The organism is Flavobacterium sp. IMCC34518 (assembly GCF_027111095.2).
Lineage (GTDB): Bacteria > Bacteroidota > Bacteroidia > Flavobacteriales > Flavobacteriaceae > Flavobacterium > Flavobacterium praedii.
This window is the reverse complement of the sequence record NZ_CP114284.2, coordinates 2,632,607-2,657,194: the sequence shown is the minus strand read 5'-3', so window position 1 is coordinate 2,657,194 and position 24,588 is coordinate 2,632,607. Positions and strand designations below refer to the sequence as shown.

The following is a 24,588-nucleotide window of genomic DNA, read 5'->3' as shown; positions in this document are numbered from 1 at the left end:
AAAGATTAGGCATTTTCAGCAAGCATTAGTCCCGCTTTCCGTTTCAATCTTGCGTGCCGAACACCGGCACACAAGGATTTCCACTGTAATCGGGGCTAAAAGTAAGCATTTTTGTTTTTTTGAAATTATTAAAAAAAAGACACGATGACCTAAAAGTTATGCTCTAAAATAAATCCATTTTGTCTGTGCCAATCAGTGTCCCAAATTTTCAAAAAAAACTATCCCCCAATCTTAATCATGCTTCGGTTTTGAGAAAAAAGCAATGGATTTTGGAATTTAGCATCATCATCCATTCCGCCTCGCATGGTATGTTTGGATCTTATGTTTTGAAAGATAAGCGGTTCGATGGATTCTCCTGCACGCAAAGTGTCGAGCAAAGAAGTTTCGGTATTCGAGAACAAACAGTTTTTCAGTTTTCCATCAGCGGTTAAACGAATGCGGTTGCAAGTACTACAAAACGGATTGGTCACAGAACTGATTACCGAAAAACTGCCTTGATAGCCTTCAATTTTATGATTTTTGGAAGTGTCATTCGGTTTGTCTTGTGTGCGTTCTACCTTTTGTTCGGTATAAAAAGTATTGACTTGCGAAAGAATTTCGGAATAACTCACCAGTTTTTCTTTGTTCCATTGGTTGCCGTCAAAAGGCATGAACTCTATAAACCTGATTTGAATGTTTCGGTCTTTGGTCATCTCTATAAAATCAATAATTTCGTTATCATTAAAACCTTTAATCACAACGACATTCAGTTTTACCTGAAAGCCATTCAGCTCCAATAAATCGAGATTTTCAATTACTTTTTCAAAATAATTGCGACGTGTAATTTGATTGAATTTTTCTTTTTTTAAACTGTCAATACTCACGTTCAAAGTAGTGACTCCCGCATCTTTAAAAGTGTCAATGAATTCGTGAACTAGGATTCCGTTGGTGGTCAATGTCAGTTCGACGCCCAATTTCCCTAATTCTTCTATAATGGTTTTGGCATCTTTTCGTACCAATGGCTCACCACCAGTCAATCTAATTTTGGTCACACCTAGTTTTACAAAAGTTTGGGCTATGGTAACAATTTCCGCTGCAGTCATCAGATGCGCTCTTGGTGTAAGCGCAATCCCCTCGGCTGGCATACAATACGTGCATCTCAAATTACAATGTTCCGTAATCGAAATTCGGAGGTAATTGTGCACTCTGCCGTGGTTGTCCTGCATTGGATTGTTATTATTTTCCATGGTTGAAACCATTTAATATTTTGAATAAATGCAATACGGAAGGAAATACAGCATCCATAGATTCGCTGGCTCCCGCTGTTGATCCTGGCAACGCCATAATTAAAGTATTTCCCTTAAAACCCACCACGCTTCTGGACAACATCGCATAAGGCGTTCTGTCCTGTCCGTAAGAACGAATAGCTTCCTCAATTCCTGGAATGCGTCGATCGAGCATTGGAATTATAGCTTCGGGAGTGACATCGCGATTGGACAAACCTGTTCCGCCAGTAAGGATAATCAAATCTTTATTGGCTAAACACAACTTATTTATCGTCTCCTGAATATCGAGAACCTCATCTGGAATCACCGAATAACTGGAAACGCTCAACCCAAGATTCTTGATTTTGTCCGAGATTACTTTTCCAGCTCGGTCTTCTTTTTTTCCACTGGAAACACTGTCGGAACAAACGATTACCGCTACCGATAAATCAAGATCTTCCTTGACTCCATAATCTGATTTTCCTCCTTTTTTGTGCAGTAATTTTATGGTCGAAATTTCGACTTGTTTATCAATGGGCTTTAGCATATCATACATTGTCAAGGCTACAATTGATGCACCATGCATGGCTTCGACCTCAACGCCTGTTCTGTAAATTGCCTTTACTGTTACTTTTATCAATATAGAATCTTCCAGCAGTTCATATTCAATTCCGGTGAATTCAATTGGCATCGGATGACAATCGGGAATAGAATTTGACGTATTTTTTACGGCAAACAACCCTGCTGTTCTCGAAACCTCCAACACATCGCCTTTCGGAACGGTTTTGTTTATAATGGCTTGCATCGTTGCCGGCGAACCAACTTTGACAATAGCTTGAGCTGTTGCAGTACGTTGTGTGATTATTTTGTGGGTGATATCTACCATGGAGATTTTAGATTGAGGATTAACAATTTTAGATTTGTGCGTATTGCCATGTATTTAAGACAATCTACAGAACTCCCCCTTCGGGGGTTGGGGGGCTATTCTTTTTCCAAGTATAACTTTCGTCTTCAAAAATTTCCTTGCCAAAAACCGCTGTTTTTTCTTTTATTTCTTCCACCAAAAACTCCAAAGCTTCGTACACCACTTTTCGTCTTGGTGCCGAAACAAAAACAAACAAACAAATCTCGCCTGTTTTTACCATTCCCAAACTGTGGTAAATATGTAGGCACGACAAATCATATTTTGCGAAAGCCGCTTCCCGAATTTCGTAGAACGTTTGTTCTGCCATTTCTTCATAGGCGGTGTATTCAATCGCTACAACTGTTTTTCCTTCAATTACATCGGCACGAACTTGGCCCAAAAAAATATTGTGTGCTCCAATTGTGGTTTTACTTTGGTGTTTGGCAATCGAATTCCCGATGAATTCGGATGTTATCTGTCCCTGAATAAAGGAACTCTTTTTGGGTTTATCTGTAGACATGAATAGTGTATTTTTTTAATTTTTCAAATTGATATTACTATTGAATTTGATCTTTCAGCGATGCAATGCCTTTTGCTAAATGATAAACACCAACAAACCCTGATTTTATCAAATAATTCAAAGCCATTTGACTGCGTTTCCCCGTTTGACAAAACAAAACGATTTCCTGATTTTTATCTAATGTCGCACTATATTCTTCTAAATCTCTCAAAGGAATCCGAACAACATTATTTTTTTTAAACTTAGGTGTTTCTTCCAATTCCCGAACATCAATAATAACAATTCCTGACTGTTTGCATTTCTCTAAAAACGCTTCTGGATTTAGGTTTTCTAATGTTTTTTTACTGTTCAAAAGCAAAGTTCCATTTATGAATCCTTTTTCGACAGCTTTTGGATTCTTGACAAAACTGATGATTTGGGTTTGAAAATACAAAGCGTCATAAATCAATAATTTACCTGACAATATTTCGCCAATTCCGAGTATTATTTTGAGTACTTCGGTGGCTTGAAACGTTCCCAAAGTATTAGGCAAAACTCCCAAAACTCCAGAATCAGCACAATTTGGAACGGCATTTAATCCTTCTGTCTCTGGAAATAAACAACGGTAACTCGGACCATTTTTATAATTAAATACCGAAACCTGTCCTTCAAACTTATGAATGGAAGCATATACCATTGGAATTCTTTTGACAACAGCCACATCATTAATCAAGTAGCGAACGGAAATCGTATCTGTACAATCGACTAAAATTTGATAATCGCCTACTATTTGTGTTGCATTTTCAGCAGTGAAAAATTCGGAAAAAACAGTCACTTTTATATCCGGATTGAGTTCCAAAATAGCTTTCTTGGCTGTTTCGGCTTTGCTCTTGCCACAGTCTTTTAAGCTATACAATAATTGTCTGTGCAAGTTGGTTTCATCTACCACATCTCCATCTACAATCCCAATGTTACCAACTCCTGCTGCTGCCAAATTTTGCAAAACAGGACAGCCCAAACCACCCGCACCAATTACCAAAACGCGAGCATTCTGTAATTTTTGCTGGCCTGTTTCTCCTATTTCCGGGAGAATTATTTGTCTGGAATATCTCATAGTGTTTAATATTTAAAAGTTTAAAGTTAAACGGGTTTGAACCATTAAACTTCAAACAAATTTCACCCTCCAGCAAAAGGCGGCAGAAAAGCAATTACATCATTGTCTTTTATAAAGGTTTGCAAATCGCTCATCGTTTGGTTGACCGCAATGTTATAAGTTGTATTTTGCATGTTTTGGTAACTGTCCTCTACTTTAGATTTTAATGCTGAAACCGAAATAGTCTCTTCCTCGAAAGTGATTTTTTCCTCTTTCAATTGTGTAATATCGGCAAGTAAACCAAAATATTTTAATGTTAAAGTCATTTGATTAAATTTTGATATTCTTCTGGTGTATTTATATTCTGAACTTGATTATTCCATTTTTCTGGAATTTCAAGAGTTTGGTGTTTGACATCTTCAATCACTTTTCGTAATTTTAATTGGTTTCCGGCCATGTGTTCACCGAATACAATTCGCATCGAGCGATCGTAAACCCCAATCAATGGATTTGTTTTATCGCCACTTTTGGTTTGTGTCACCATGTAGGTTTCGTCGTGATTTCTTAAAACCCATTGCAACAATTCAGTTGACACCAATGGCACATCCACACTCAAAACCAGATTGATTTTGGTCTTGGATGCCTTAAGTGCGGTATAAAGACCCCCAACTGGACCTTTGTTCTCAATAATATCTTCCACTCTGGTAAAACCGAGAGCATCATATTCTTTGTTTGCCGAAACAATTAAAATATTGGAACCAAAAATGGGCTGTAAAGCATCACAAATATGTTTAATGAATGGTTTTCCGTTTAAAATCAACCAACCTTTCTCAGTTCCCATTCGTTGGCTCTTACCTCCTGCCAAAACAATTGCTGTTATTTTATTTTCCATATTTTTTTTGTTCAAATTATGCGGTTGCATATAATTTAAAAATGGCGATCCCTATAACTATAGACAATACAATTCGTAAACCTTTTGAATTAAATTTTGTACTTCCATAATAAGCTCCCAATAATCCTCCTATAAAAACCAATCCGATTAAAAGTCCCGAAGAAACTGGTAACGTACCTCCTTGTGACACAAAACCAAAAAGTCCAGAAATAGAATTGACCAATATAAACAATGCCGAAACAGCTGCTGTTTGTTTCATAGTAGCCCAACCCATCAATAACAAAACAGGACTCAAAATAATACCGCCGCCAATACCCAACAAACCGGATAGAAATCCAATAAGTGCACCGAATGCCAATGCCATGGGAACGTTTATATTTTTTAAATTTTCTTTCTCTTTTCCAAAAAACCCTAACAAACGCATTACCGCAAAGACCAAAACGGTAGCCAAAATAATTTTATAATAAAAAGCATCGATTTTTAGATAACCCCCAATAAACGAAAACGGAATAGAAGTCAATGCGAAAGGATAAAAGAGATTCCATTTAAAGTTTTTTTCCCTGTAATAAAAATAAAAGGAAAGACCCGAAACCAAGATATTCAATACCAAAGCTGTCGGCTTCATGAATGTCATCGGGAAAGCAAACGTACTCATCAAAGCGAGATAGCCACTAGCGCCACCATGACCCACACTGGCATATAAAAAAGCAACAATAGGAAACAATACCAATAATAAAGGCATGTCTAATAAATGTTCTACGCTCATAAAGAATGTTTTTTAAGTTCTAAATCTAAAAAATCCCAACAAGCACTATTGATTTCTTCAAAAGATTCAATTAGTGATTTGCCATAAGGTGTCAAAACTGTGCCCCCGCCTTTATTGCCGCCCACTTGAGTTGCAATTAAAGGTTCTTTGGAAGCTTTGTTTGAAGCATCAATCAATTTCCATGCTTTTTGATATGAAATATTCATCTCCTTGGCCGCTTTATTGAGTGAACCTGTGGACTCGATCAACTTTAACAACTGAATACGACCTTCACTAATGAGGATTCCTTCGTCGGTTTCAATCCAAATTTTACTTTTGATCTTCAAAGTTGGTTATTTTCGTTATACTTTCGCAAATATAACGAAATGATAATTCCCTGAAAATAAAAAAACAACTTAACGGCATCTTTTTTGTTATAAAAAAACAATAATTCATATTCATACTCGCTTTTAGTATTAAACACAAAAAAATAGCAAGACAATTACTTCAAAAAAAATACTCTTTAAAAAATTAAAATAATTATATTCGTTCTTCCATTTTTAACCATAACCAACTATAAATGAATATGAAGCAAGCTACTACTATAGACGAAGTCATTCAGTTTTTGGATGAAATAATTGCAATATCAAAATTAGAACAAAGCGCTATAGGCTTGTTTACTGCTCTTTATCGTGAAGTTACTGTACAAATAAAGAATGGCATTGCCAATGGTACTTTTCAGAATGGGGAACGAATGGAGAAACTAGATGTTATTTTCGCCAATCGGTATTTGAAGGCGTATTACCAATACAAAGCCAATGAAAAACCTTCTGAATGTTGGGAATTTTCTTTTCAACAATCCGAAGACTTTTGGCCAATAGTTGTTCAGCATTTATTACTCGGCATCAATGCTCATGTGAATCTGGATTTAGGAATTGCATCGGCACAAGTTTGTACTCCAGAAAATATTGAAAGCTTAAAATCTGATTTCGACCAAATAAACACCATTCTCAGCAATCTGGTAGAAAGCGTCGAAAAATGCCTAATCAAAATTTGGCCAACATTGACCATTATTTTAAAATTATCTGGTAAAATAGACAACTTCTTTATTGATTTCAGTATGAAAACGGCTAGAGATGGAGCTTGGAAATTTGCCAATGAATTTGTTGTACTACCCGAAAATCAAAGAGAAGTCTGCATACAGGAAAGAGATGCGAAAATCACTAAAATCGCTCGATTAATTTCAAATCCAGGTTTTCTGGTTAGCAGTGTTTTTAAATTCATTCGCTTATTTGAAAAAGGAACTGTTGCTCAAAAAGTAATCGATTTGCAGATAATTGAAGAAAAAAAGGTCGAATGTGCGGTAGCTTAATCGTGTACATATTTAACCGCAAAGTTCGCTAAGCTTTGCGTTCATAGCGCTAGCTTTGCGAACCTTGCGGTTGAATCTTTTGCAAATATATTAAAATCGCTTAAGCCTGTTCTTTCACAAATCGAGCAATTACTTCCTGATAATAATTAAAAGTAGTTTTAGCAATCGATTCCCAACTAAATTGTTTCAACACTCTTACTCTTCCCGCTTTACCCATAGCTGTTGCCAGTTCCTCATTGTCCAACAATGCATTTATCTTGGCGGCAAAAGCTTTTTGAAAACCAATTGGATCTTTTGGATTAAAATCTGTTCTCGAAACACTTTCCAACGGAATCAAATAACCGGTTTCTCCTTCCACAATTATTTCTGGAATTCCGCCTACATGGCTTCCCACAACAGGAGTTTCGCAAGCCATCGCTTCTAGATTAATGATCCCGAAAGGCTCATATAACGAAGGACAGGCAAAAACTCGAGCATGACTGTACAGCACTTTGACTTTTTCACGTGGTAACATTTCTGAAATTAAAATTACTCCTTCTCTTTCTGATTTTAATTTTGCAATAAGCGATTCCGTTTCTTTAGCAATTTCTTCGGTATCGGGAGCCCCTGCACAAAGTACAATTTGGCAATTTTTAGTAAAATATTGAGCTGCTTCAATCAAACCAGAAATTCCTTTTTGACGGGTAATTCGGCCTACAAAAAGTACAAAAGGAATATTTGGATCGATTCCATATTCAGCCAACAAAGCCTCATCAAAAGTAGGTTTATAAAATTCGGGGTCGATACCGTTATGGATTACAGTTACTCTTTTGGGATCTACACCATAAGCCTCAACCACATCGGTTTTCATTTGTTCACTCACGGCAATCACACCATCGGCAGTTTTGTAAGCGTTTGCTTCAATCCATCGGGACATAAAATAACCGTTACCCAATTGTTCTACCTTCCAAGGACGATGTGTTTCTAAACTGTGAGTAGTCAATATTAACGGTACCTGCAGCAATTCTCTGCTAAAAACACCAGCCAAATGCGTGTACCAAGTATGGCAATGCACAATATCCGCTTTAGGAGTTGCTTGAGCCATTTCGACATTTCGGCTTAAATTATGAAACATCTTTATGTGTTCGTTTTCTGGATCGACCATTTTAGTCAAACAGGAATTAATTCCTTCCACATGCATGGAATCCTTGTTCTCCTTTTGATCTCCAAAACACCGAACCTCAACTTGCCCAAGTTTAGCCAATTCTTGACTCAAAAAATCAATATGAACTCCTGCTCCACCATAAATATTGGGTGGAAATTCGTTTGTATAAAGCGCTATTTTCATAAGTATGCTACGTTTGTTTGGAAATAAATAGTTTTGCTGCAAGATATCCCTTCAAAGTCTTGACTTCCATCAAAAAAATCAATTTAGTAAAAATACAAAACCACAATTTAAATTGTACCCAAACCAACCAATATTTTAAAACATTTTCGATCAAAATTCTAAATTATCTAAACTTTCAACAAAACACGTCATTAATTACTATTGACATTTACTACAATTTAACTAGATTAGCCTAATAATCCTATTTCCTTTTTTATTCATCTAAAAAAAACTGAAAAATGAATCAAAAAAATCCGTATTTCAACAACTATAATTTCGAAAAAATAGCTGATACGCTCATCCGACTTGGTGTTCTTTTTTTATTGATAAGCTGGTGTTATGCCATCTTGAAACCCTTTGTCCTCATCCTGATTTGGGCTGCTGTAATCGCAATAGCTTTCAGTCCCGTTTATGAATCGATCGTTAAATTATTTAGAGGTAAAAAAATAGTGGCCACTGTTTTTTTCACGATAGTTCTACTCAGTATCCTTATAATCCCCAGTGTATTAGTTTCCCAATCCTTATACGAAGAGGTGAATAATTTCAGCCATACGTATCAATCAGGAGAACACCTAATTCCTCCTCCGGGAGAAAGCACCAAGAATTGGCCAACTATTACTAAACCAATATTAGAAATTTGGAAAAGTGCCTCAGAAGATATTTCAAATGTCGTGTTTAAATATTCCGATCAATTAAAAGTAGTTGGAGAATGGCTTTTACTTGCTTTAGCGGGAGTTGGTAAAGGTATATTGCAATTTATCGCCTCCATAATCATAGCCATGGGATTATTATTGTATTCGAAATCACTAACATCAGTTTCCAAAAACATTTTCATCAAACTAATAGGTTCCAATGGAGAACACTATGCTTTGATCACCGTAATAACCATACGCAATGTGGTAAAAGGGTTTCTGGGAGTTGCTCTTATACAGTCCTTAATGGTTGGAGCAGGCTTTTTTATGGCAGGTGTTCCCTTTGCAGGAATTTTTACAATCATTTGTCTCATACTCGCCATAATCCAAATAGGAATAGGTCCAATTGCCATTCCTGTTGTCATTTATATGTATTCGGTAACCGATACTACTACTGCTACACTTTTAGCTATTTGGATTGGCATCACGATGATTTCGGACAACGTATTAAAACCAATCTTTCTGGGCAGAGGCAATCCACCTGCGCCGATGCTCGTGATATTTCTAGGTGCCATTGGAGGATTCATTTACAACGGATTCATTGGTTTATTCTTAGGAGCTGTAATTTTAACCTTAGGCTATAAATTCTTCCTTTCTTGGATAGAAATGATAGAAGACGAAAAGATAGAGGAATAGTTCAAATATCACCTATTTTTAAAGTTGAAAATGTATTTTTTGGGCGTGCCCCCGTTGAAAAAAGTGGCTTACTTTAGACACTGCTTACAAAGCCACTTTTCTCAACGGGGTCGGGCTATACGCGCTACTTCGGTAGCTAGCTTCTATCCCTCACGCAACTCACAAGATGTTTAGGAAAAGCGATTAAATTCATTTTTACAAGAATCCAAATTACTACCATCAAATTACTCCCGAAACCATAACGAAGTTTATAGGTATTAAACTAGAGCGCTTAATTCTATAAACAACAGCATTTGTTTACTATTTTTCGACCATATAAGTCATATAAGTTTTCTTTTTTAAAAAAGCGCATAAAATTAAGTTCATTTAAGTCAAATCTCGTAGTCGGATCAAGGGTTTTAACTTATATTCTCTTTAGGGTACTCGCTTAAAGCACAGTAAAAAATAACTTATATGGCTTATATGGTTAAAATTTAATACTGTTAATCATAGAATAAAGCCAATTAGAGTAAATACACTTCAACTTTATCTCCTTTTTTCAGTTCATAATGACCGTGAGACACATAAACCAATCCATTGGAAACGGAGAAAGAATTGAGCATAGATGAATTTTGATGCGTCAGAATTTCGGCTTCTCCATTGTTAATACTCGCTTTCAAAAATTGGGAACGGGTATTTTTTACTTCATAATCATGGGCTAATGGAAGTAAAACAGCCTGTTGATAATTGGCTTCAGCCCCAGACAAAATGGTTAATGTAGGCAAAACGTATACATAAAAACAAGTTAGACAAGCAGCAGGATTTCCGGGCAATGCAAAAACCACTTTATTATTTAACTTTCCTGCGAATAAAGGCTTCCCAGGTTTTTGGTTGACTTTGTAGAATAGCGTTTCTACTTGAAGATCTTTTAACGCACGAGCCACAAAATCATAATCCCCAACCGATATTCCTCCCGAAACTAAAACTACATCATTGGCAGTTAACGCCTCATTCAGTTTGTTTTTAGTATTCTCAAAATCATCATTGACTTCATATATAGTAACTTCATCATAAAAAGCGTCAATTAAAGCCGATTGCAGCATGATACCATTACTCTCATAGACTTTGCCGTATTCAAGAGGTGTTCCGGCTTTTGACAATTCATTACCAGTAACTACAATCCCAACCTTTGGTTTTTTATATACAGGAATTTTTGTAAAACCAAGCCCTGCCAAAAAACCGATGGCAGCAGCATTTAACAAAGTTCCTTTTTGGAGTGCCAAATCCCCTGCTGAAATCTGTTCACCAATTGGTCTAACATTCGTTTCAGGCGCTACCAATTCGTCCAGCAGCAATTGCGTTCCGTTTGCTGCTACTTTTTCAATTTGGATAACTGCTTGCGCCGAATCGGGCACAGCAGCACCGGTAAAAATCTTTACGGCTTGTCCTGGAATTAAATTTACCAAGTGAGAATCTCCCGCTTTTATTTCACCAACAATTACATAAACCAAAGCATCATGCAAACACAAAGCATAACCATCCATAGCCGATTGCCGAAAAGGCGGCATATTAATAGGCGACATCAGCGATTGTGCTAGAATATGTTTTCTTGCTTGAAATAAAGAAATCTCCACTTCCTGCAAAACAGGCAAATTATGTTCTAATATTGAAAAGGCTTCTGGAACGGAAATCATAGGTTTATATTTTACGCTATATTCTATTTTAAACAGCATTTAATTTTGAAACATATAAGTCATATAAGACAAAGAAAACTAGCTTTCCAAATAGGGGTTAAAGTAAATATAAGTGAAAAAAGTTTTACATTTACTTAAATGGACTTAGTTCGTACTTAGCATTATTTAGCCTAAAAACTTATATGACTTATATGGTTTGAAAATTTATTTTAACAAATGCTGTTTTTTAAAGAATTAAGTTGTTGTTTTTTTAGTATTCAAAAATACAATTTGAAAATGACTTTTTTACATAAAAACTTAGATTCCATTTTTTATTAGAATCCAAAATTCAAATTCAAAACAAAATTTCTTCCTTGGCTCGGAATATTGTTCCAGCTAGAAAAAGTAGAATAGTAGGTATCGAAAACATTCTCGACTCCTGCCCTAACATTCCATTTATTCTTTTCAACATAAAAAGAATAACCAACAGACGTATTTATAATTGCATAATCGGGCGTTTCGTTCTCACCATAATATGGACTAAATTGTGATTGAGTGGCGTTTCCAACAATAGCAATCGAGGCCGAAACTCTATTTTTTAAATAATTAAAAGCGCTCGAATAACTAAACGGACTGATAAAAGGTAAATTCCTATTGTTGCTATCCTTGCCATAGGCATAAACCAGCTGCGATTGCCATTGTAGACTTTCTAAAATTTGATATTCTAAATTCAAATCAATATTAAAAATCGTGGCATAATCTAAAGCTTTGTATATTTTTACTCCATTGGCACCAATTGTCATCGGAATTAATTTTGCATCAGGAACGCCCACAATGTAGTTGGAAACATGAAAAAAAGTCGCCGATACTTTAGAACTCCATTTGCTTTTAGAATAGCCAAAAGACAGACTCGACTCCAGAGATTGCTCATTGGCCAAATTGGGATTCCCTATATAATCGTATCCATCAAAGCTGTTGAACAAATAAAAACCATAGCCTTCGGAAACTGCCGGTGCACGTTCTCCAAATCCAAATCCTAACCCATATTCGAAACCATTTTTAGCATAACTATATTTGCTCGAAAAACTGCCAAGAATCCTTTTATTGACAGCATCCATTTTGGGATAAAAAATCTGCAGACTTTCCAATCCAAATTGACTGGCAACTTTATTAGTATGACCGGCAAGACTGGCCGTAAAAAGTAAGCTCGAATTGGCATTAAAAACCAGATTATCCTCTAAGAACAATCCATAATACAACGTTCTCACATCGGGCCAAGTGTACATGAACATCAAGTTCTCGTTTGGGTCATTGGGATACATCGTCATTTCGGCGACAGAACGATTGTAGAATGAACTAACATCAGCCGTGAAATGATGTGCTCCAAAAATACCTTTTGCTTTTGAATACATCCCATACGTATCACTCCAGCCTGGCATATCCATGTGAATGGGGACCTCAGGGCGCTTGGTATCATCCATAGTATGCGTTATAGTATTGTAATACAACTTGGATTCCCAAGATTGAAGAGTTACTCCTGTGGGAGCATATTCATAACTCAAAGAGGTAATCAAAGCTTTCGCTAAAGAAACATCCATTGGTAAAGCGGGATAACCTACATCGGTTGCTTTGTCATAAATAACGGATGCTTTTACCATTTTATCCGCATCCAATCTTACCCCAGAAGAGGCCGAGATATTCAACTTTTGAAACTGAGAAAATTGAATTTCTTTGTTGTTTCCAGCAAAATAATTAGCTGCTTTTCGGAACATAAAATCAGTATCGATATAAAACGATTTGTCTACAAAACTGACAGCCGATCCAATAATTTTCTGATTACTATTCGACTCATAACCCGCATTCAAATTGGTATTCCAACCTAAATTCGAAAAATTGCTTTGATTTTTTTTCAAATCAATAGCACCACCAATTGTGGCCCCGTGACAACCACCTTCTTGACCGGAAACAACGGTAGCTTCGGCCAGATTTGAAACCTCTACATAAGAAGTAATTGGATCCATTTTGTCTGTACAGGCACCAAAAATACGCATACCATCTATAGTAACCAATGTACGTTCGGTAGCCATACTATTGAGAATCGGTTCCCAAGCATAACCGCCTCTTTTAATCATTTCTACTTTGGAAGATTGTTGAAGGTATTCATCAATCGTGGCAAGTGGTTTGCTTTGTTTTTGATACAGTTTGGTTTTCTTTCCAATAACAATAACTTCATTCAGTGGTTTGGCAACAATTGAATCCTTTTGTTTTTGTTGGGCAAAAAAAGTTATAGTACTAAAAAAAGACAGCAGTAGAAGAAAAGTTGTTTTTTTCATTGAAATAAAATTTTACCATGCACAAGATTATTCAATCTGCACAGGCGTTACTATTGATAATTAATTGGGTTTAAAGTAATTTCAAACCAATAAAAAAGGTCAAAAACCAAAATCGATAATTGACCTTTCTTTATTCAACTAGAATTCTAATTCAAAGTAAATACTACTTGCCGGAACTGCATCCGTTATGGTTTCTCCTTTTAAAACTTCATTATTGGCATTCAATAATTGTAAGTTTATTTTCCAATAGCCTGTCATTGTAAGTGACATTTTTCCATTATACAATCCTCCAGTAACCGCTTGAGTTAAATCAACATTGTTCGGTGAACTATGGTTGCCCATACTTGGCATTCTTGGGTCAATTTTTAATTTAAAATTATCCACAACAGGAAAAGTCATCATGTCTTGCATTTTAAAAACCCCCACTTCAATATCATTGATGGCCACTTTTGGATGGTGCGGCTCTGCATAAGCCACTATATATCTCACGCCATCGGTTCCTGTAAAAGTAGTTACCCTTTGTTTTAAGGAAGCAGGAACATCTATTTTGGAAGTAACTGAAAAGGCGGTTCCATTGATGGTATAATCAATTTTCAGATCCCAATATTCGGTAGTGTTTTGTGCCATTTGAAAAACAATATATCCTTTATATAATGTCCCTTCAGCAGATTCTTTTTCAATTTTGGATTTTGGACAAGAATGCGTCATAGAAGTCATGTGCATCATTGGCATCCAAGTAGCTGTCGCGTTTTTTACATACTGACCAGTTACATTATCCTTGATTCTAAAGGCAACTTCGTTAAATCCTTGTTCTAAACCGCTCATGTGTTTGTATAATTCTATGTTATGAGTTGTATTGGTTATTTCTTGAAATTTGGTTAGACCATCAAGCTCATTTACTGCAGGTTCTGTAGAATCAGAAGAACAAGAGGCAAAGGCAAGAGCTACTACTATTAATATGATATTTTTTTTAAATTGAATTTTCATTTGAAATATTTTTTAATTAATTAAATTTTGGATAAAGTTGTTTGTTTTGCGTGAGGGATTGCAGTGGAGCTCTTTTTTTATCCCGTTTTTTTACGGGATAAAAAAAAGCGGGAACGTAAAGCCCGACCCGAGCCCGATAGCCATCGGGGCGACGAGGGTCAAGCCCAAATAAAATTTAGTATACTCACGAAGTCTATTAAAATACTAGTGTTGTAAATTAATTTACTCGAAAAACGAAACAATTGATTCCATATAAGAATTGCCTTTTGAAAAATCAAAAAGCCGCAGTTATAGTCATCAAAAAAAATTAAGAAATAAAAATGGGAGGTCTGAAAATGGATTCCAAATGAGAATTGGAATATAAATTAGAATAGATATAATTGCAATTTTCGTTATTCAAGAAAGAAACAGCAGCTATTGCAAATGGTTTAATTTCCTCAAAAAACAATACTTCAAGAACGGGAGAATAACCTTTTTTGTCGGAAGAGGCTGGCTTTTCGTTTTCGGCAGCTTTGGCCAATTCTTTCATCAAATGACATTTTCCGTTACAATGCATCATTGGTTTGGCTTTGTTTTCGCAGAGTACCTTTGATATGTATTCATAATTAACCACATATTCTATAACCGGAAAAATAGGTTTTAGAAAAATCGCAATGATGATTATGAATATAATGTTTTTCACAGGACAAAGATAACTTACGATTTCTAAAATGATATGACTAAAATCAGTTTTTGATAAATTAATGTTAAAGCATTAAACCTTTGCTTCTTATATCCGTCTTACTGCTATAACTTAAAAACAAGATGAAAATGAAAAATTTAATTATTGCCTTAGCATTTGGAATGGGGTTGACAGGATTTGCTCAGGAAGCTACTCCAAAACCCAACAAAGCTGATATGGAAAAAATGACTCCTGAACAACGTCAACAAAAACAATTGGCTCATCTAACCAAAGAATTGACATTGGATGCCAAACAACAAGAAGCAGTTGGTAAAATATTATCGGACAAAAAAGCTAAAATGCAAGATGCAAAAGAGCAAAAAGACACTCGAAAAGCCAATGGAGATAAATTGACTTCAGAAGAAAGAGCTGCATTCAGAAACAACATGCAAGCCGAAAAAGAAGATACTGAAGCTAAAATGAAAGCGGTTTTATCTGCCGATCAATATCAAAAATGGCAAGATCTGAGAGCCGAAAAAAAAGATAAAATGAAAGACAAGATGAAAGAAAGAAGAGGAGGAATGTAGAAAATCATTCCAATTATATTTAAATGTTAAACGAAAAATTCCACTAATAAACACAAATAGATTCGTGCTAATTAGTGGAATTTGTGTTTTTACTCCTTCAAGGTTTTATTCTAACCTTGTAGGTGTTTTTTTTTAATGTTCCTTATAAAAGTTATACCTATAAGGTTAGAAAAAAACCTTGTAGATATCGAGAAATTAAAATGTTTTAGAAACTTTATCAATCGCTTGAATAGTGAAATCCAAGTCTTCATACGTTAATGCATCGGTGATGAACCAAGTTTCATACGCAGATGGTGCGATATAGATTCCTTCGGCCACTAATCCGTGGAAGAATTTCTTGAACGTTTCATTATCTCCAGCAGCTGCAGATTTAAAATCGGTTACTGGATTTGCATCAAAGTGAACTGAAATCATAGAACCAATTCTATTGATGGTAAAAACCACATTATTGGCTTTCAAAACCCTTTCGATTCCAGCTCCTAAATAAGCTGTTTTCTCTTCTAATCTTTTAAAAATAGCGCGATCAGTATCTAATGCTTGCAACATGGCCAATCCAGCAGCCATAGCCAATGGGTTTCCGGACAACGTTCCCGCTTGATAAACAGGCCCTAATGGCGCAAGGTAATTCATGATTTCGGCACGAGCAGCAAAAGCTCCAACGGGCAAACCACCACCAATTACTTTTCCGAAACAAACAATATCGGCATTGATGTTGAACAATTCTTGAACTCCACCTCTGGCCAATCTGAAACCTGTCATTACCTCATCAAAAATCAGTAGGATTCCATTTGCTGTACACAACTCGCGCAATCCTTCTAGAAATCCTTTAGCAGGTGGAATACAACCCATATTTCCAGCAACGGGTTCTACAATTATAGCGGCAATTTCATTTTTATTGGCTTCGATTAAAGTAGCCACATTTTCCAAATCATTGTATTTGGCTAGTAAAGTGTCTTTGGCAGTTCCAGCAGTTACACCTGGACTGTTTGGTGTTCCAAAAGTAACAGCACCACTCCCCGCTTGAATTAAAAACGAATCGGAATGTCCATGATAACAACCTGCGAATTTGATTATTTTGTCTCTTTTGGTAAATCCACGAGCCAAACGCACCGCGCTCATACACGCTTCTGTGCCCGAATTTACAAAACGGATTTTATCAATATTTGGAACCATCGAAACGGCAAGTGCTGCAATTTGAGTTTCCAATTCGGTTGGCATCCCGAAAGAGGTTCCTAATTTGGCTTTTTCAATTACGGCTTCCACCACAGGCTCGTAGGCATGACCCAAAATCATTGGTCCCCAAGAATTAATATAGTCGATTAAACGGTTTCCGTCTTCATCGTACAAATAGGCTCCTTTGGCACTTTTTACAAATATTGGTGTTCCGCCCACAGCTTTAAACGCTCTTACTGGTGAATTTACTCCTCCTGGGATTACTTTTTCTGCTTCCGCAAAAAGTTCACTACTTCTTTTGTATATCATTACTATTTATGATTTTAGATTTTTGACTTTAGATTTTTATTCCCCCTTTGGGGGTTAAGGGGGCTATTTCACTATCAACTTCTGTCCTATCGAAAGTGCATTCTCAGTTAGATTATTTTTTTGCTTTAATTCGTCAACCGTTAAATTGAATTTTTTGGAAACCGAATAAAAAGTATCTCCTTTTTGAATTTCGTACAAACTGGCTTCATCAGTTCCAAAGTTATCATCAAGCAATACTTTGGCTTCTTCTTTTGCCATTTTATTTCCTAAAACTTTAGCATCATATTGACTTAAATTATAGGTTTCAATATAGCTTATTAATTTTTCTGGATATCTAGGGTCGGTGGCATAACCAGCGTCTCTCAGTCCTTTTGCCCAAGCTTTATAATCCCCTTTGGGCAAAGCAAATAAATTAGCATATCTTTTTTTACTTGTCAATACCGTCGCGTGATCTTGGTAGGATTCAGAAGCTTGATAATATTTTCGAAAACATTCCTGAAGAGAATCATCATCTTTATAAACTTTTTCTCCCGTCCAATCATTATGGCATTTGATTCCAAAATGGTTGTTGGCAGTTACAGCCAAATCACTTTTTCCTGATCCCGATTCCAAAATTCCTTGTGCCAAAATAATGCTTGCAGGAATTCCATAGGTTTTCATATTGGCCATTGCAACAGCATTATATTGTGCAATATAGGCATTTGTTACTTCATTTATAGTCATTGGTTTTGAAGTGGACTGTGTGCCAACTTTACTACTGCTGCCGTTTTGGATTGGTTTGGAATATTTCCACCCTACTGGTTTTTTGGTAGTAACGATTGTAGGTTTCGAAGAGCCACAGCTCATAAGAAATATAAATAAAAGAAATGAAAATATTTTCTTAACCATGTTTTTGCTTTACAATATTATTATTTGGCATTGATTTTTGCTATTGAAATTGAATCACTGTTTTATTCTTCTTTTTCAAAAGCGCATTCATCCCTTGAATTCCTTGCAATCCTCCGGTATGAATCAATAAAATTTTGCTGTTACTGGGGAAATAGTTTTTCTGAATTAAATCTATAACGCCAAAAACCATCTTTCCAGTATAAATGGGATCTAATGGAACTTGCGTTCGTTTATAAAAATGATTTACAAACTGAATCAGTTCTTCATTTACCTTTCCGTAGCCTCCAAAATGATAGTCGGTGATTAATTCCCAATTTGTATTGGTGGCAAATTTACGAATTTCTTCCGAAAAAGTAGTTATTTGCCTAAGGTCGTCAGGAACGCCATTTCCATTTAAATTGGAAGAAAATTTAATCAAGGGCGTTTCATCTTTTAAAAAGTCTCCTTTTAATGCTGGAAATCCCAAAATTTTTTGGTGTGGCAAAGCACTGTTTATAATTCCCGAAATGGTTCCCCCTGTTCCGACCGCACAACATATGTAATCAAATTTAGCATCTTCCTCCGTCAAAATTTCTTCGCAACCTTTTATCGCATATTCATTGGTACCTCCTTCTGGAACGAGATAAAACGATCCGAATTTCTGTCGCAGATTGGCTATAAAATCCGGTTCGGTTTTAAATCGATAGGATTCTCTGGTAACAAATTCGAATTCCATTCCGCATTCTTGGGCAAATTTTAACGTTGGATTTTCGGCAATTTTATCACCCAATTCATCTCCGCGAATCACTCCAATGGTTTTGAAACCTTGCTCTTTTCCGGCATAGGCCACCGCCGCAATATGATTGGAATACGCACCGCCAAAAGTAAGTACCGTTTCCTGATTCTCGGCTTTCGCCTGAAGCAAATTGTACTTTAGCTTCCTGAATTTATTCCCTGATATAAAAGGATGAAGCAAATCTTCTCTTTTTATTTCAAGAGAGATTCCGTTGGGTAGTTCGTATGTTATTTTTCGATTCAAAGTTTATGGGGTATTTATAATGGATTGCTTCAAAGTTTAACCGCAAGGTTCGCAAAGGAAGCGCTATGTACGCAAAGCTTAGCGTCCCGATAGCTATCGGGATTGCGTAATCCTTTGCGCGCTTTGCGGTTAACTATTTTTTACTTGCAAATACTTTAAAAAACGAAAATATGTTCTCGTTTTAAGGTAATTCAAATCGAGTTCATTCGCATAAGCTTCTCTTTCAAAACTGATATTTCTATAGGCCAGATTTGCGTTTTTATATTGGAGCAAACGTACCGCATATTCGACAAAATACCAAACAAAAAAAGGCAAAACAAGTAATTCTAATTGCTGTCTTATATGTATTTTCTCGTGATTGACCAATGTTTTATTTTCAGAATCAAAAGCATATTTTACAAACACGAACGGAAAGAGCGTTAGCCCGCGATATCCTTTCGGAATTAAATATTTGGCAACAATAACAAACATTGATTATAAAATTTATAGATTTGTACAGGCAATTTAAGTCAAATTAAAGAAAAACACAATCGCCTAATAGTGATTTTAAGCATAAAAACAGAATGGCAGAACAAAGTAATGAAAATAAATTAATAGAAGGTGAAGATTTTTATTATACACCCGAAGGTTACAAATGTTTTACCGAAAAACACCATTTGAAAAGAGGTTATTGTTGTAAAAGCGGTTGTCGTCATTGTCCCTATGGATTTGATAAGAAAACGGGGCTTTTGAAAAAGTGATCAGTGTTCAGTTTTTTAGTATTCAGCTTTCAGAAAACAGTATTACATTATTATTTATGGACATTCTTTCTTTAAAATATAAAATTAAAATTCATAAGTCCTACCACAGGTCGGATATACGGTATCCTTAGTGGCGAATTTCTCTAAATTAAGAAAAATATCTTGATTTACGGGATGCGAGAGGGATAAAAGCAAACTACCGAAGTAGTGCGGATAGCCCGACCGCATTAAGGAAAGTGGCCGAATAACCACACCGAAACGTAGGCCACTTTTCTTAATGGGGTCTCGCCCAAAAGCTGCTCATTAGAACAATTAATTTTAGATTTTAAATACCAAAAAAATGACTTTTCAAGAACAAATACAACAAGGAATTCCTTCTATATTACCACAGCCAAAACCGTTTGAGGCCAACATTAATCATGCACCAAAGCGAAAAGAAATCTTGTCTGACGATGAGAAAAAACTAGCGCTACGTAATGCTTTGCGCTATTTTGAGCCGAAACATCACGCAGAGTTAATTCCTGAATTTCGCAATGAACTAGAGACTTATGGCCGTATTTATATGTACCGTCTGCGTCCTGATTATAAAATGTATGCCCGTCCAATCTCGGAATATCCTGGAAAATGTGAGCAAGCCAAAGCCATTATGCTGATGATTCAGAACAATCTGGATTATGCGGTGGCGCAACATCCGCACGAGTTGATTACTTATGGCGGAAACGGTGCGGTTTTCTCTAACTGGGCGCAATATTTATTGACGATGAAATACTTATCGGAAATGACCGATGAGCAAACGTTGACAATGTACTCTGGACATCCGATGGGATTGTTTCCTTCCCACAAAGAGGCGCCGAGAGTGGTGGTTACGAATGGAATGGTAATTCCAAATTATTCTCAACCCGATGATTGGGAGAAAATGAATGCTTTGGGCGTTTCCCAATACGGGCAAATGACCGCAGGCAGTTACATGTATATTGGGCCGCAGGGAATTGTTCACGGAACGACAATCACGGTTTTGAACGGTTTCCGTAAAATAAAACGTTCCCCAAAAGGAGGTTTATTTGTCACCTCAGGACTTGGCGGAATGAGTGGCGCGCAACCCAAAGCGGGAAATATTGCGGGTTGTATCACGGTTTGTGCCGAGGTAAATGCAAAGATTACACACATTCGTCACAGTCAAGGATGGATCAATGAAGTGGTTGAAGACATTTACGAATTGGTCAAAAGAGTGGCGCTGGCGAAAGCCAATAACGAAACGGTTTCTATTGCCTACCTCGGAAACGTGGTGGATGTTTGGGAACGTTTTGACGAAGAAAACCTTTATATTGATTTGGGTTCCGACCAAACTTCACTCCACAATCCGTGGGCTGGTGGGTATTATCCGGTTGGAATTTCTTTTGAGGAAGCCAATGATATGATGGCAAACAATCCTGATTTATTCAAGGAAAAAGTACAAGAAACATTGCGTCGACATACTAAAGCGATTAACAAACATACCGCCAAAGGAACGTATTTCTTTGATTATGGAAATGCCTTTTTACTGGAAGCTTCGCGTGCAGGAGCCGATATTATGGCCGAAAATAAAATTGATTTCAGATATCCGAGCTACGTGCAGGATATTATGGGACCTATGTGTTTTGATTACGGATTTGGACCTTTCCGTTGGGTTTGTGCTTCTGGCAAGCCTGAGGATTTGGCCAAAACTGATGCTATTGCTTGTCAAGTTTTGGAAGAAATGGCCAAAACAGCTCCTATTGAAATTCAGCAACAAATGCAGGATAATATTCAGTGGATAAAAGGTGCACAAGAAAATAAATTGGTTGTGGGTTCTCAAGCTAGAATCTTATACGCTGATGCCGAGGGCCGTGTAAAAATTGCCGAAGCTTTTAATCAGGCGATTGCTAAAGGCGAGATAGGAACGGTTGTTTTGGGTCGGGATCATCACGATGTTTCGGGAACAGATTCACCTTACCGAGAAACGTCTAATATTTATGACGGGTCCCGTTTTACAGCCGATATGGCGATTCAAAACGTGATTGGAGACAGTTTCCGCGGCGCTACTTGGGTTTCTATACACAATGGTGGTGGCGTAGGTTGGGGTGAGGTAATCAACGGTGGTTTCGGGATGGTATTGGACGGTTCCAAAGAAGCTTCCCGTCGCTTGGCTTCCATGCTTTTTTGGGATGTCAACAACGGAATCTCAAGACGTAGTTGGGCCCGTAACGAAGGAGCTGTCTTCGCCATCAAACGTGCTATGGAAGTTGAACCTTTATTAAAAGTAACATTACCAAATTTAGTGGATGATGCCTTATTGAATTAGATTCTTATTGTTTTGTATAGAAAACTAAAACATTTAAAATGTAATTTTAAAAATATTGAACCATTAATATATTAAGAAAATTAAGGTTAGTTGAATTGCTTAATATAACTTAATACCTTAATGGTTAAAAAAAGTCACACCTTTTAAAATTGAGCTGTGAATTAATTATGTCTATCCAAATTTGCTACAAGTTTTATTTTTATGTTTTTTTTAATCTGCGCCAAAAACCTTCAGAAACCTTTATTTAAAAATTAACACTTATTTGGCTCAATTGGTACGATTTTTGTATTAATTTTAATTCAACACTAATCATATGAATATGAAAACTATTAAATTCTTGCCTCTATTGTTACTTTTCATAGTTACCTCTTGTGACACCGTGAAAGTATATTCTGATTATGATAAATCAGCCGATTTTACACAGTACAAAACATATGCTTTCATGAAATCAGGTATCGATAAAGTCGAAATTTCTGATTTGGATAAAAGAAGAATTCTGAATGCTATTGACAAACAATTACAAGCAAAAGGAATGACCAAAAGCGAAACTCCCGATTTATTGATCAATATTTTCACTAAATCTAGAGAACAAGTTAGTGTAAACCAATTCAATGCTGGATATGGCTACGGTTGGGGATGGGGATGGAATCCGTATATGTATGGCGGACAAACGTATGTAAGTTCTTCTACCGAAGGCACTTTATACATTGACCTTATTGATGCCAAAAAGAAAGAACTGATTTGGCAAGGCGAAGGAACAGGAACACTTACCAAAGATATGGATCGAAAAGACGAAATTGTCAATAATATAGTGACTCAGATTTTGGCTCAGTATCCGCCGGTACTTTCTAAAAAATAAAAATAACTTAAGACAAAAACCTACCTTTGCGTAGGTTTTTTTTATACTTAGAAATTATGACACGCAAAGACATTACCAACATAGGAGATATTCAATTAATGGTAGATACGTTCTACTCCAACATTCGAAAAGACGAACTACTGGGTACTATTTTTGAAGAAAAAATAGGGAACCGCTGGCCAGAACATTTGGAGAAAATGTACCGCTTTTGGCAAACTATACTGCTCGAAGAACATACCTACTCCGGTAGTCCTTTCCCGCCACACAAACAATTACCAGTCGAGAAACAACATTTTAACCGCTGGATGGAAATTTTCACCGAAACTGTGGATAGTTTATTTACAGGTCCACTAGCCGAAGAAGCTAAACTAAGAGGTCAAAATATGGCCGAAATGTTCAATTACAAAATTGAGTATTTTAGGCATGAGGGGAAGCATCCGCTTTTGTAAATTAAAATAATGGAATTGTATTTTTTTTGCCACAAATTACACAGATTAGCACAAATTTCTTTGAAAATTTTAAAAAATAATTTGTGCTAATCTGTGTAATTTGTGGTTTCTTTTTTTTGATTTTAAATAACTATACTTGTTGTTTTGCAAAATTCCATTAGTATCAAAACCATTGTATTACTTTTGCTACACTAACAAAAACCAAATTACAATGACCCATTCTTTAAAAACAATTACTTTTCTACTAATAGTGCTCTCGTTTTTTACCAGTTCTGCCCAAAAAGACAAAAACACCACGATATATCAATATGCTACAATCAACGCTTTGATGGAAGGCGGTTTTGATGGTGATATGACTCTGGCCGCATTGCAAAAGAAAGGAAGTTTCGGGATTGGAACTTTTAATGAATTGGACGGTGAAATGATTGGGTTTGATAATCATTTTTACCAAATCAAATCGGATGGGAAAGCATATGCGGTAGATCCTTCACAAAAAACACCTTTTGCGGTGGTGACGAATTTCTCAAAAGAGAATGTTGTTTTTGCGCACCAATCCTTTGACCTCAAGAAACTCTATGCTTTACTGGACACCATATCGCCCAATAGAAACTTATATGTGGCGTATAAAATGAAAGTAAAATGCCAAACGATAAAAACCCGATCTGTCTCTAAACAAATTAAACCGTATCCTTTGATGATTGATGCCGTAAAAAAACAATCGGTATTTGAGTTGGGAACTATTTCTGGAACGTTGATTGGCTTTCGATTTCCTGAATACATGAAAGGGCTGAATGTGCCAGGCTATCATTTTCATTTTCTTTCGGATGATAAAAAGGTGGGAGGACACGTATTGGATTTATTAGGTTCTAATTTTGAAATCGAAATTGACTATATGGATGATTTTGAAATGCATATTCCCAACAATGAAGCATTCAATAAACTTAATTTAACCAAAACCAAAGTGGAAGATTTGGAAAAGGTGGAGAAATAATTTATAAAAAAAGCCTATATCTAAAACAAACAGCCTTTAATTTCAAACATATAAGTCATAAAAGTTTAAAAAAACTAGTTTACCAAAATAGTATTAAAAAAGTGAATATAAGTCAAAAACGATTTCCGGAAAGGGAAATGACTTTGTTTAAATGAACTATTGATTTTACTTACTTTTG

Annotated in this window: 25 protein-coding genes; 8 read left to right on the top strand and 17 right to left on the bottom strand. The window is 36.2% G+C overall.

All coding sequences use genetic code 11. The annotated features are described in order from the left end of the window. Positions 1 to 218 precede the first annotated feature (218 nt). From moaA to OZP06_RS11215, 8 genes are all read right to left on the bottom strand, one after another. Positions 219 to 1,226 carry a GTP 3',8-cyclase MoaA gene (gene moaA / locus OZP06_RS11250; RefSeq protein ID WP_269221928.1) on the bottom strand — a complete coding sequence of 336 codons (1,008 nt, stop codon included), beginning with the start codon at positions 1,224 to 1,226 and terminating at the stop codon, positions 219 to 221. Beyond that, a complete protein-coding gene (gene moaCB, locus OZP06_RS11245) occupies positions 1,216 to 2,130 on the bottom strand; it encodes a bifunctional molybdenum cofactor biosynthesis protein MoaC/MoaB (RefSeq protein WP_281323727.1) in 915 nt (304 codons plus the stop codon). Before moaCB ends, moaA begins: the two co-directional genes overlap by 11 nt. A gap of 64 nt (positions 2,131 to 2,194) precedes the next feature. After that, positions 2,195 to 2,668, bottom strand: coding sequence for a molybdenum cofactor biosynthesis protein MoaE (locus tag OZP06_RS11240; RefSeq protein WP_269221927.1), 474 nt, complete (start codon positions 2,666 to 2,668; stop codon positions 2,195 to 2,197). Between the two features lie 37 nt (positions 2,669 to 2,705). Further along, the gene (locus tag OZP06_RS11235; RefSeq protein ID WP_269221926.1) at positions 2,706 to 3,761 is read right to left on the bottom strand and encodes a ThiF family adenylyltransferase; all 1,056 of its coding nucleotides are present in this window, start codon (positions 3,759 to 3,761) and stop codon (positions 2,706 to 2,708) included. Positions 3,762 to 3,823: 62 nt separating this feature from the next. Continuing rightward, positions 3,824 to 4,066, bottom strand: a complete 243-nt coding sequence (locus OZP06_RS11230) for a MoaD/ThiS family protein (protein ID WP_269221925.1) — start codon at positions 4,064 to 4,066, stop codon at positions 3,824 to 3,826. Further along, the gene (locus OZP06_RS11225; RefSeq protein WP_269221924.1) at positions 4,063 to 4,632 is read right to left on the bottom strand and encodes a molybdenum cofactor guanylyltransferase; all 570 of its coding nucleotides are present in this window, start codon (positions 4,630 to 4,632) and stop codon (positions 4,063 to 4,065) included. The genes OZP06_RS11230 and OZP06_RS11225 overlap by 4 nt, the downstream gene beginning before the upstream one ends. Positions 4,633 to 4,648: 16 nt before the next feature. Beyond that, positions 4,649 to 5,398 (bottom strand): sulfite exporter TauE/SafE family protein, encoded by a 750-nt coding sequence (locus OZP06_RS11220; RefSeq protein WP_269221923.1) that lies wholly within the window; start codon positions 5,396 to 5,398, stop codon positions 4,649 to 4,651. Then, positions 5,395 to 5,724: a winged helix-turn-helix domain-containing protein gene (locus tag OZP06_RS11215; RefSeq protein WP_269221922.1), complete on the bottom strand. Its 330-nt coding sequence runs from the start codon at positions 5,722 to 5,724 to the stop codon at positions 5,395 to 5,397. The genes OZP06_RS11220 and OZP06_RS11215 overlap by 4 nt, the downstream gene beginning before the upstream one ends. Before the next feature lie 233 nt (positions 5,725 to 5,957). Between OZP06_RS11215 and OZP06_RS11210 the strand changes: the two genes are divergently transcribed. Next, positions 5,958 to 6,749 carry a DUF5995 family protein gene (locus OZP06_RS11210; protein ID WP_281323726.1) on the top strand — a complete coding sequence of 264 codons (792 nt, stop codon included), beginning with the start codon at positions 5,958 to 5,960 and terminating at the stop codon, positions 6,747 to 6,749. A gap of 100 nt (positions 6,750 to 6,849) precedes the next feature. On the opposite strand, the gene glgA is transcribed toward OZP06_RS11210, so the two are convergent. Continuing rightward, positions 6,850 to 8,076 carry a glycogen synthase gene (glgA, locus tag OZP06_RS11205; protein ID WP_269221920.1) on the bottom strand — a complete coding sequence of 409 codons (1,227 nt, stop codon included), beginning with the start codon at positions 8,074 to 8,076 and terminating at the stop codon, positions 6,850 to 6,852. Positions 8,077 to 8,354: 278 nt separating this feature from the next. On the opposite strand from glgA, the gene OZP06_RS11200 reads away from it, so the two are divergent. Continuing rightward, complete coding sequence (locus tag OZP06_RS11200) at positions 8,355 to 9,443, top strand: AI-2E family transporter (protein WP_281323725.1); 1,089 nt, start codon at positions 8,355 to 8,357, stop codon at positions 9,441 to 9,443. Between the two features lie 503 nt (positions 9,444 to 9,946). Here the strand turns inward: OZP06_RS11200 and glp are convergent. The 4 genes from glp to OZP06_RS11180 all read right to left on the bottom strand — a co-directional run bounded on the left by glp (position 9,947) and on the right by OZP06_RS11180 (position 15,097). After that, entirely contained in the window at positions 9,947 to 11,116 is a 1,170-nt protein-coding gene (glp, locus tag OZP06_RS11195) for a gephyrin-like molybdotransferase Glp (RefSeq protein ID WP_269221917.1), read from the bottom strand. A gap of 314 nt (positions 11,117 to 11,430) precedes the next feature. Further along, positions 11,431 to 13,428: a TonB-dependent receptor gene (locus OZP06_RS11190; RefSeq protein WP_281323724.1), complete on the bottom strand. Its 1,998-nt coding sequence runs from the start codon at positions 13,426 to 13,428 to the stop codon at positions 11,431 to 11,433. A gap of 138 nt (positions 13,429 to 13,566) precedes the next feature. Further along, positions 13,567 to 14,415 (bottom strand): hypothetical protein, encoded by an 849-nt coding sequence (locus OZP06_RS11185; protein WP_269221914.1) that lies wholly within the window; start codon positions 14,413 to 14,415, stop codon positions 13,567 to 13,569. Positions 14,416 to 14,722: 307 nt separating this feature from the next. Continuing rightward, entirely contained in the window at positions 14,723 to 15,097 is a 375-nt protein-coding gene (locus OZP06_RS11180; RefSeq protein ID WP_269221913.1) for a hypothetical protein, read from the bottom strand. Between the two features lie 128 nt (positions 15,098 to 15,225). Here OZP06_RS11180 and OZP06_RS11175 point away from each other — a divergent pair, with 128 nt between their 5' ends. Beyond that, positions 15,226 to 15,663: a hypothetical protein gene (locus OZP06_RS11175; protein WP_281323723.1), complete on the top strand. Its 438-nt coding sequence runs from the start codon at positions 15,226 to 15,228 to the stop codon at positions 15,661 to 15,663. A gap of 195 nt (positions 15,664 to 15,858) precedes the next feature. Here OZP06_RS11175 and hemL read toward each other — a convergent pair whose 3' ends face one another. The 4 genes from hemL to OZP06_RS11155 all read right to left on the bottom strand — a co-directional run bounded on the left by hemL (position 15,859) and on the right by OZP06_RS11155 (position 19,522). Next, a complete protein-coding gene (gene hemL, locus OZP06_RS11170) occupies positions 15,859 to 17,145 on the bottom strand; it encodes a glutamate-1-semialdehyde 2,1-aminomutase (protein WP_269221911.1) in 1,287 nt (428 codons plus the stop codon). Positions 17,146 to 17,208: 63 nt separating this feature from the next. Further along, on the bottom strand, positions 17,209 to 18,033 hold the full coding sequence (locus OZP06_RS11165) for a glucosaminidase domain-containing protein (protein WP_269221910.1): 825 nt from the start codon (positions 18,031 to 18,033) through the stop codon (positions 17,209 to 17,211). 40 nt (positions 18,034 to 18,073) lie between these two features. Beyond that, positions 18,074 to 19,051 (bottom strand): pyridoxal-phosphate dependent enzyme, encoded by a 978-nt coding sequence (locus OZP06_RS11160; protein ID WP_281323722.1) that lies wholly within the window; start codon positions 19,049 to 19,051, stop codon positions 18,074 to 18,076. Positions 19,052 to 19,180: 129 nt separating this feature from the next. Beyond that, entirely contained in the window at positions 19,181 to 19,522 is a 342-nt protein-coding gene (locus OZP06_RS11155) for a hypothetical protein (protein WP_269221908.1), read from the bottom strand. A gap of 92 nt (positions 19,523 to 19,614) precedes the next feature. Here OZP06_RS11155 and OZP06_RS11150 point away from each other — a divergent pair, with 92 nt between their 5' ends. The 5 genes from OZP06_RS11150 to budA all read left to right on the top strand — a co-directional run bounded on the left by OZP06_RS11150 (position 19,615) and on the right by budA (position 24,410). Next, entirely contained in the window at positions 19,615 to 19,791 is a 177-nt protein-coding gene (locus tag OZP06_RS11150) for a DUF5522 domain-containing protein (protein ID WP_165830459.1), read from the top strand. A 340-nt stretch (positions 19,792 to 20,131) separates the two neighbouring features. Next, positions 20,132 to 22,111, top strand: a complete 1,980-nt coding sequence (locus tag OZP06_RS11145; RefSeq protein WP_281323721.1) for a urocanate hydratase — start codon at positions 20,132 to 20,134, stop codon at positions 22,109 to 22,111. A gap of 319 nt (positions 22,112 to 22,430) precedes the next feature. Next, positions 22,431 to 22,970 (top strand): DUF4136 domain-containing protein, encoded by a 540-nt coding sequence (locus OZP06_RS11140; RefSeq protein ID WP_269221907.1) that lies wholly within the window; start codon positions 22,431 to 22,433, stop codon positions 22,968 to 22,970. Between the two features lie 56 nt (positions 22,971 to 23,026). Beyond that, on the top strand, positions 23,027 to 23,419 hold the full coding sequence (locus OZP06_RS11135; protein ID WP_269221906.1) for a group III truncated hemoglobin: 393 nt from the start codon (positions 23,027 to 23,029) through the stop codon (positions 23,417 to 23,419). Between the two features lie 211 nt (positions 23,420 to 23,630). Then, positions 23,631 to 24,410 carry an acetolactate decarboxylase gene (gene budA, locus OZP06_RS11130; RefSeq protein WP_269221905.1) on the top strand — a complete coding sequence of 260 codons (780 nt, stop codon included), beginning with the start codon at positions 23,631 to 23,633 and terminating at the stop codon, positions 24,408 to 24,410. The last annotated feature ends 178 nt before the right edge of the window (positions 24,411 to 24,588 follow it).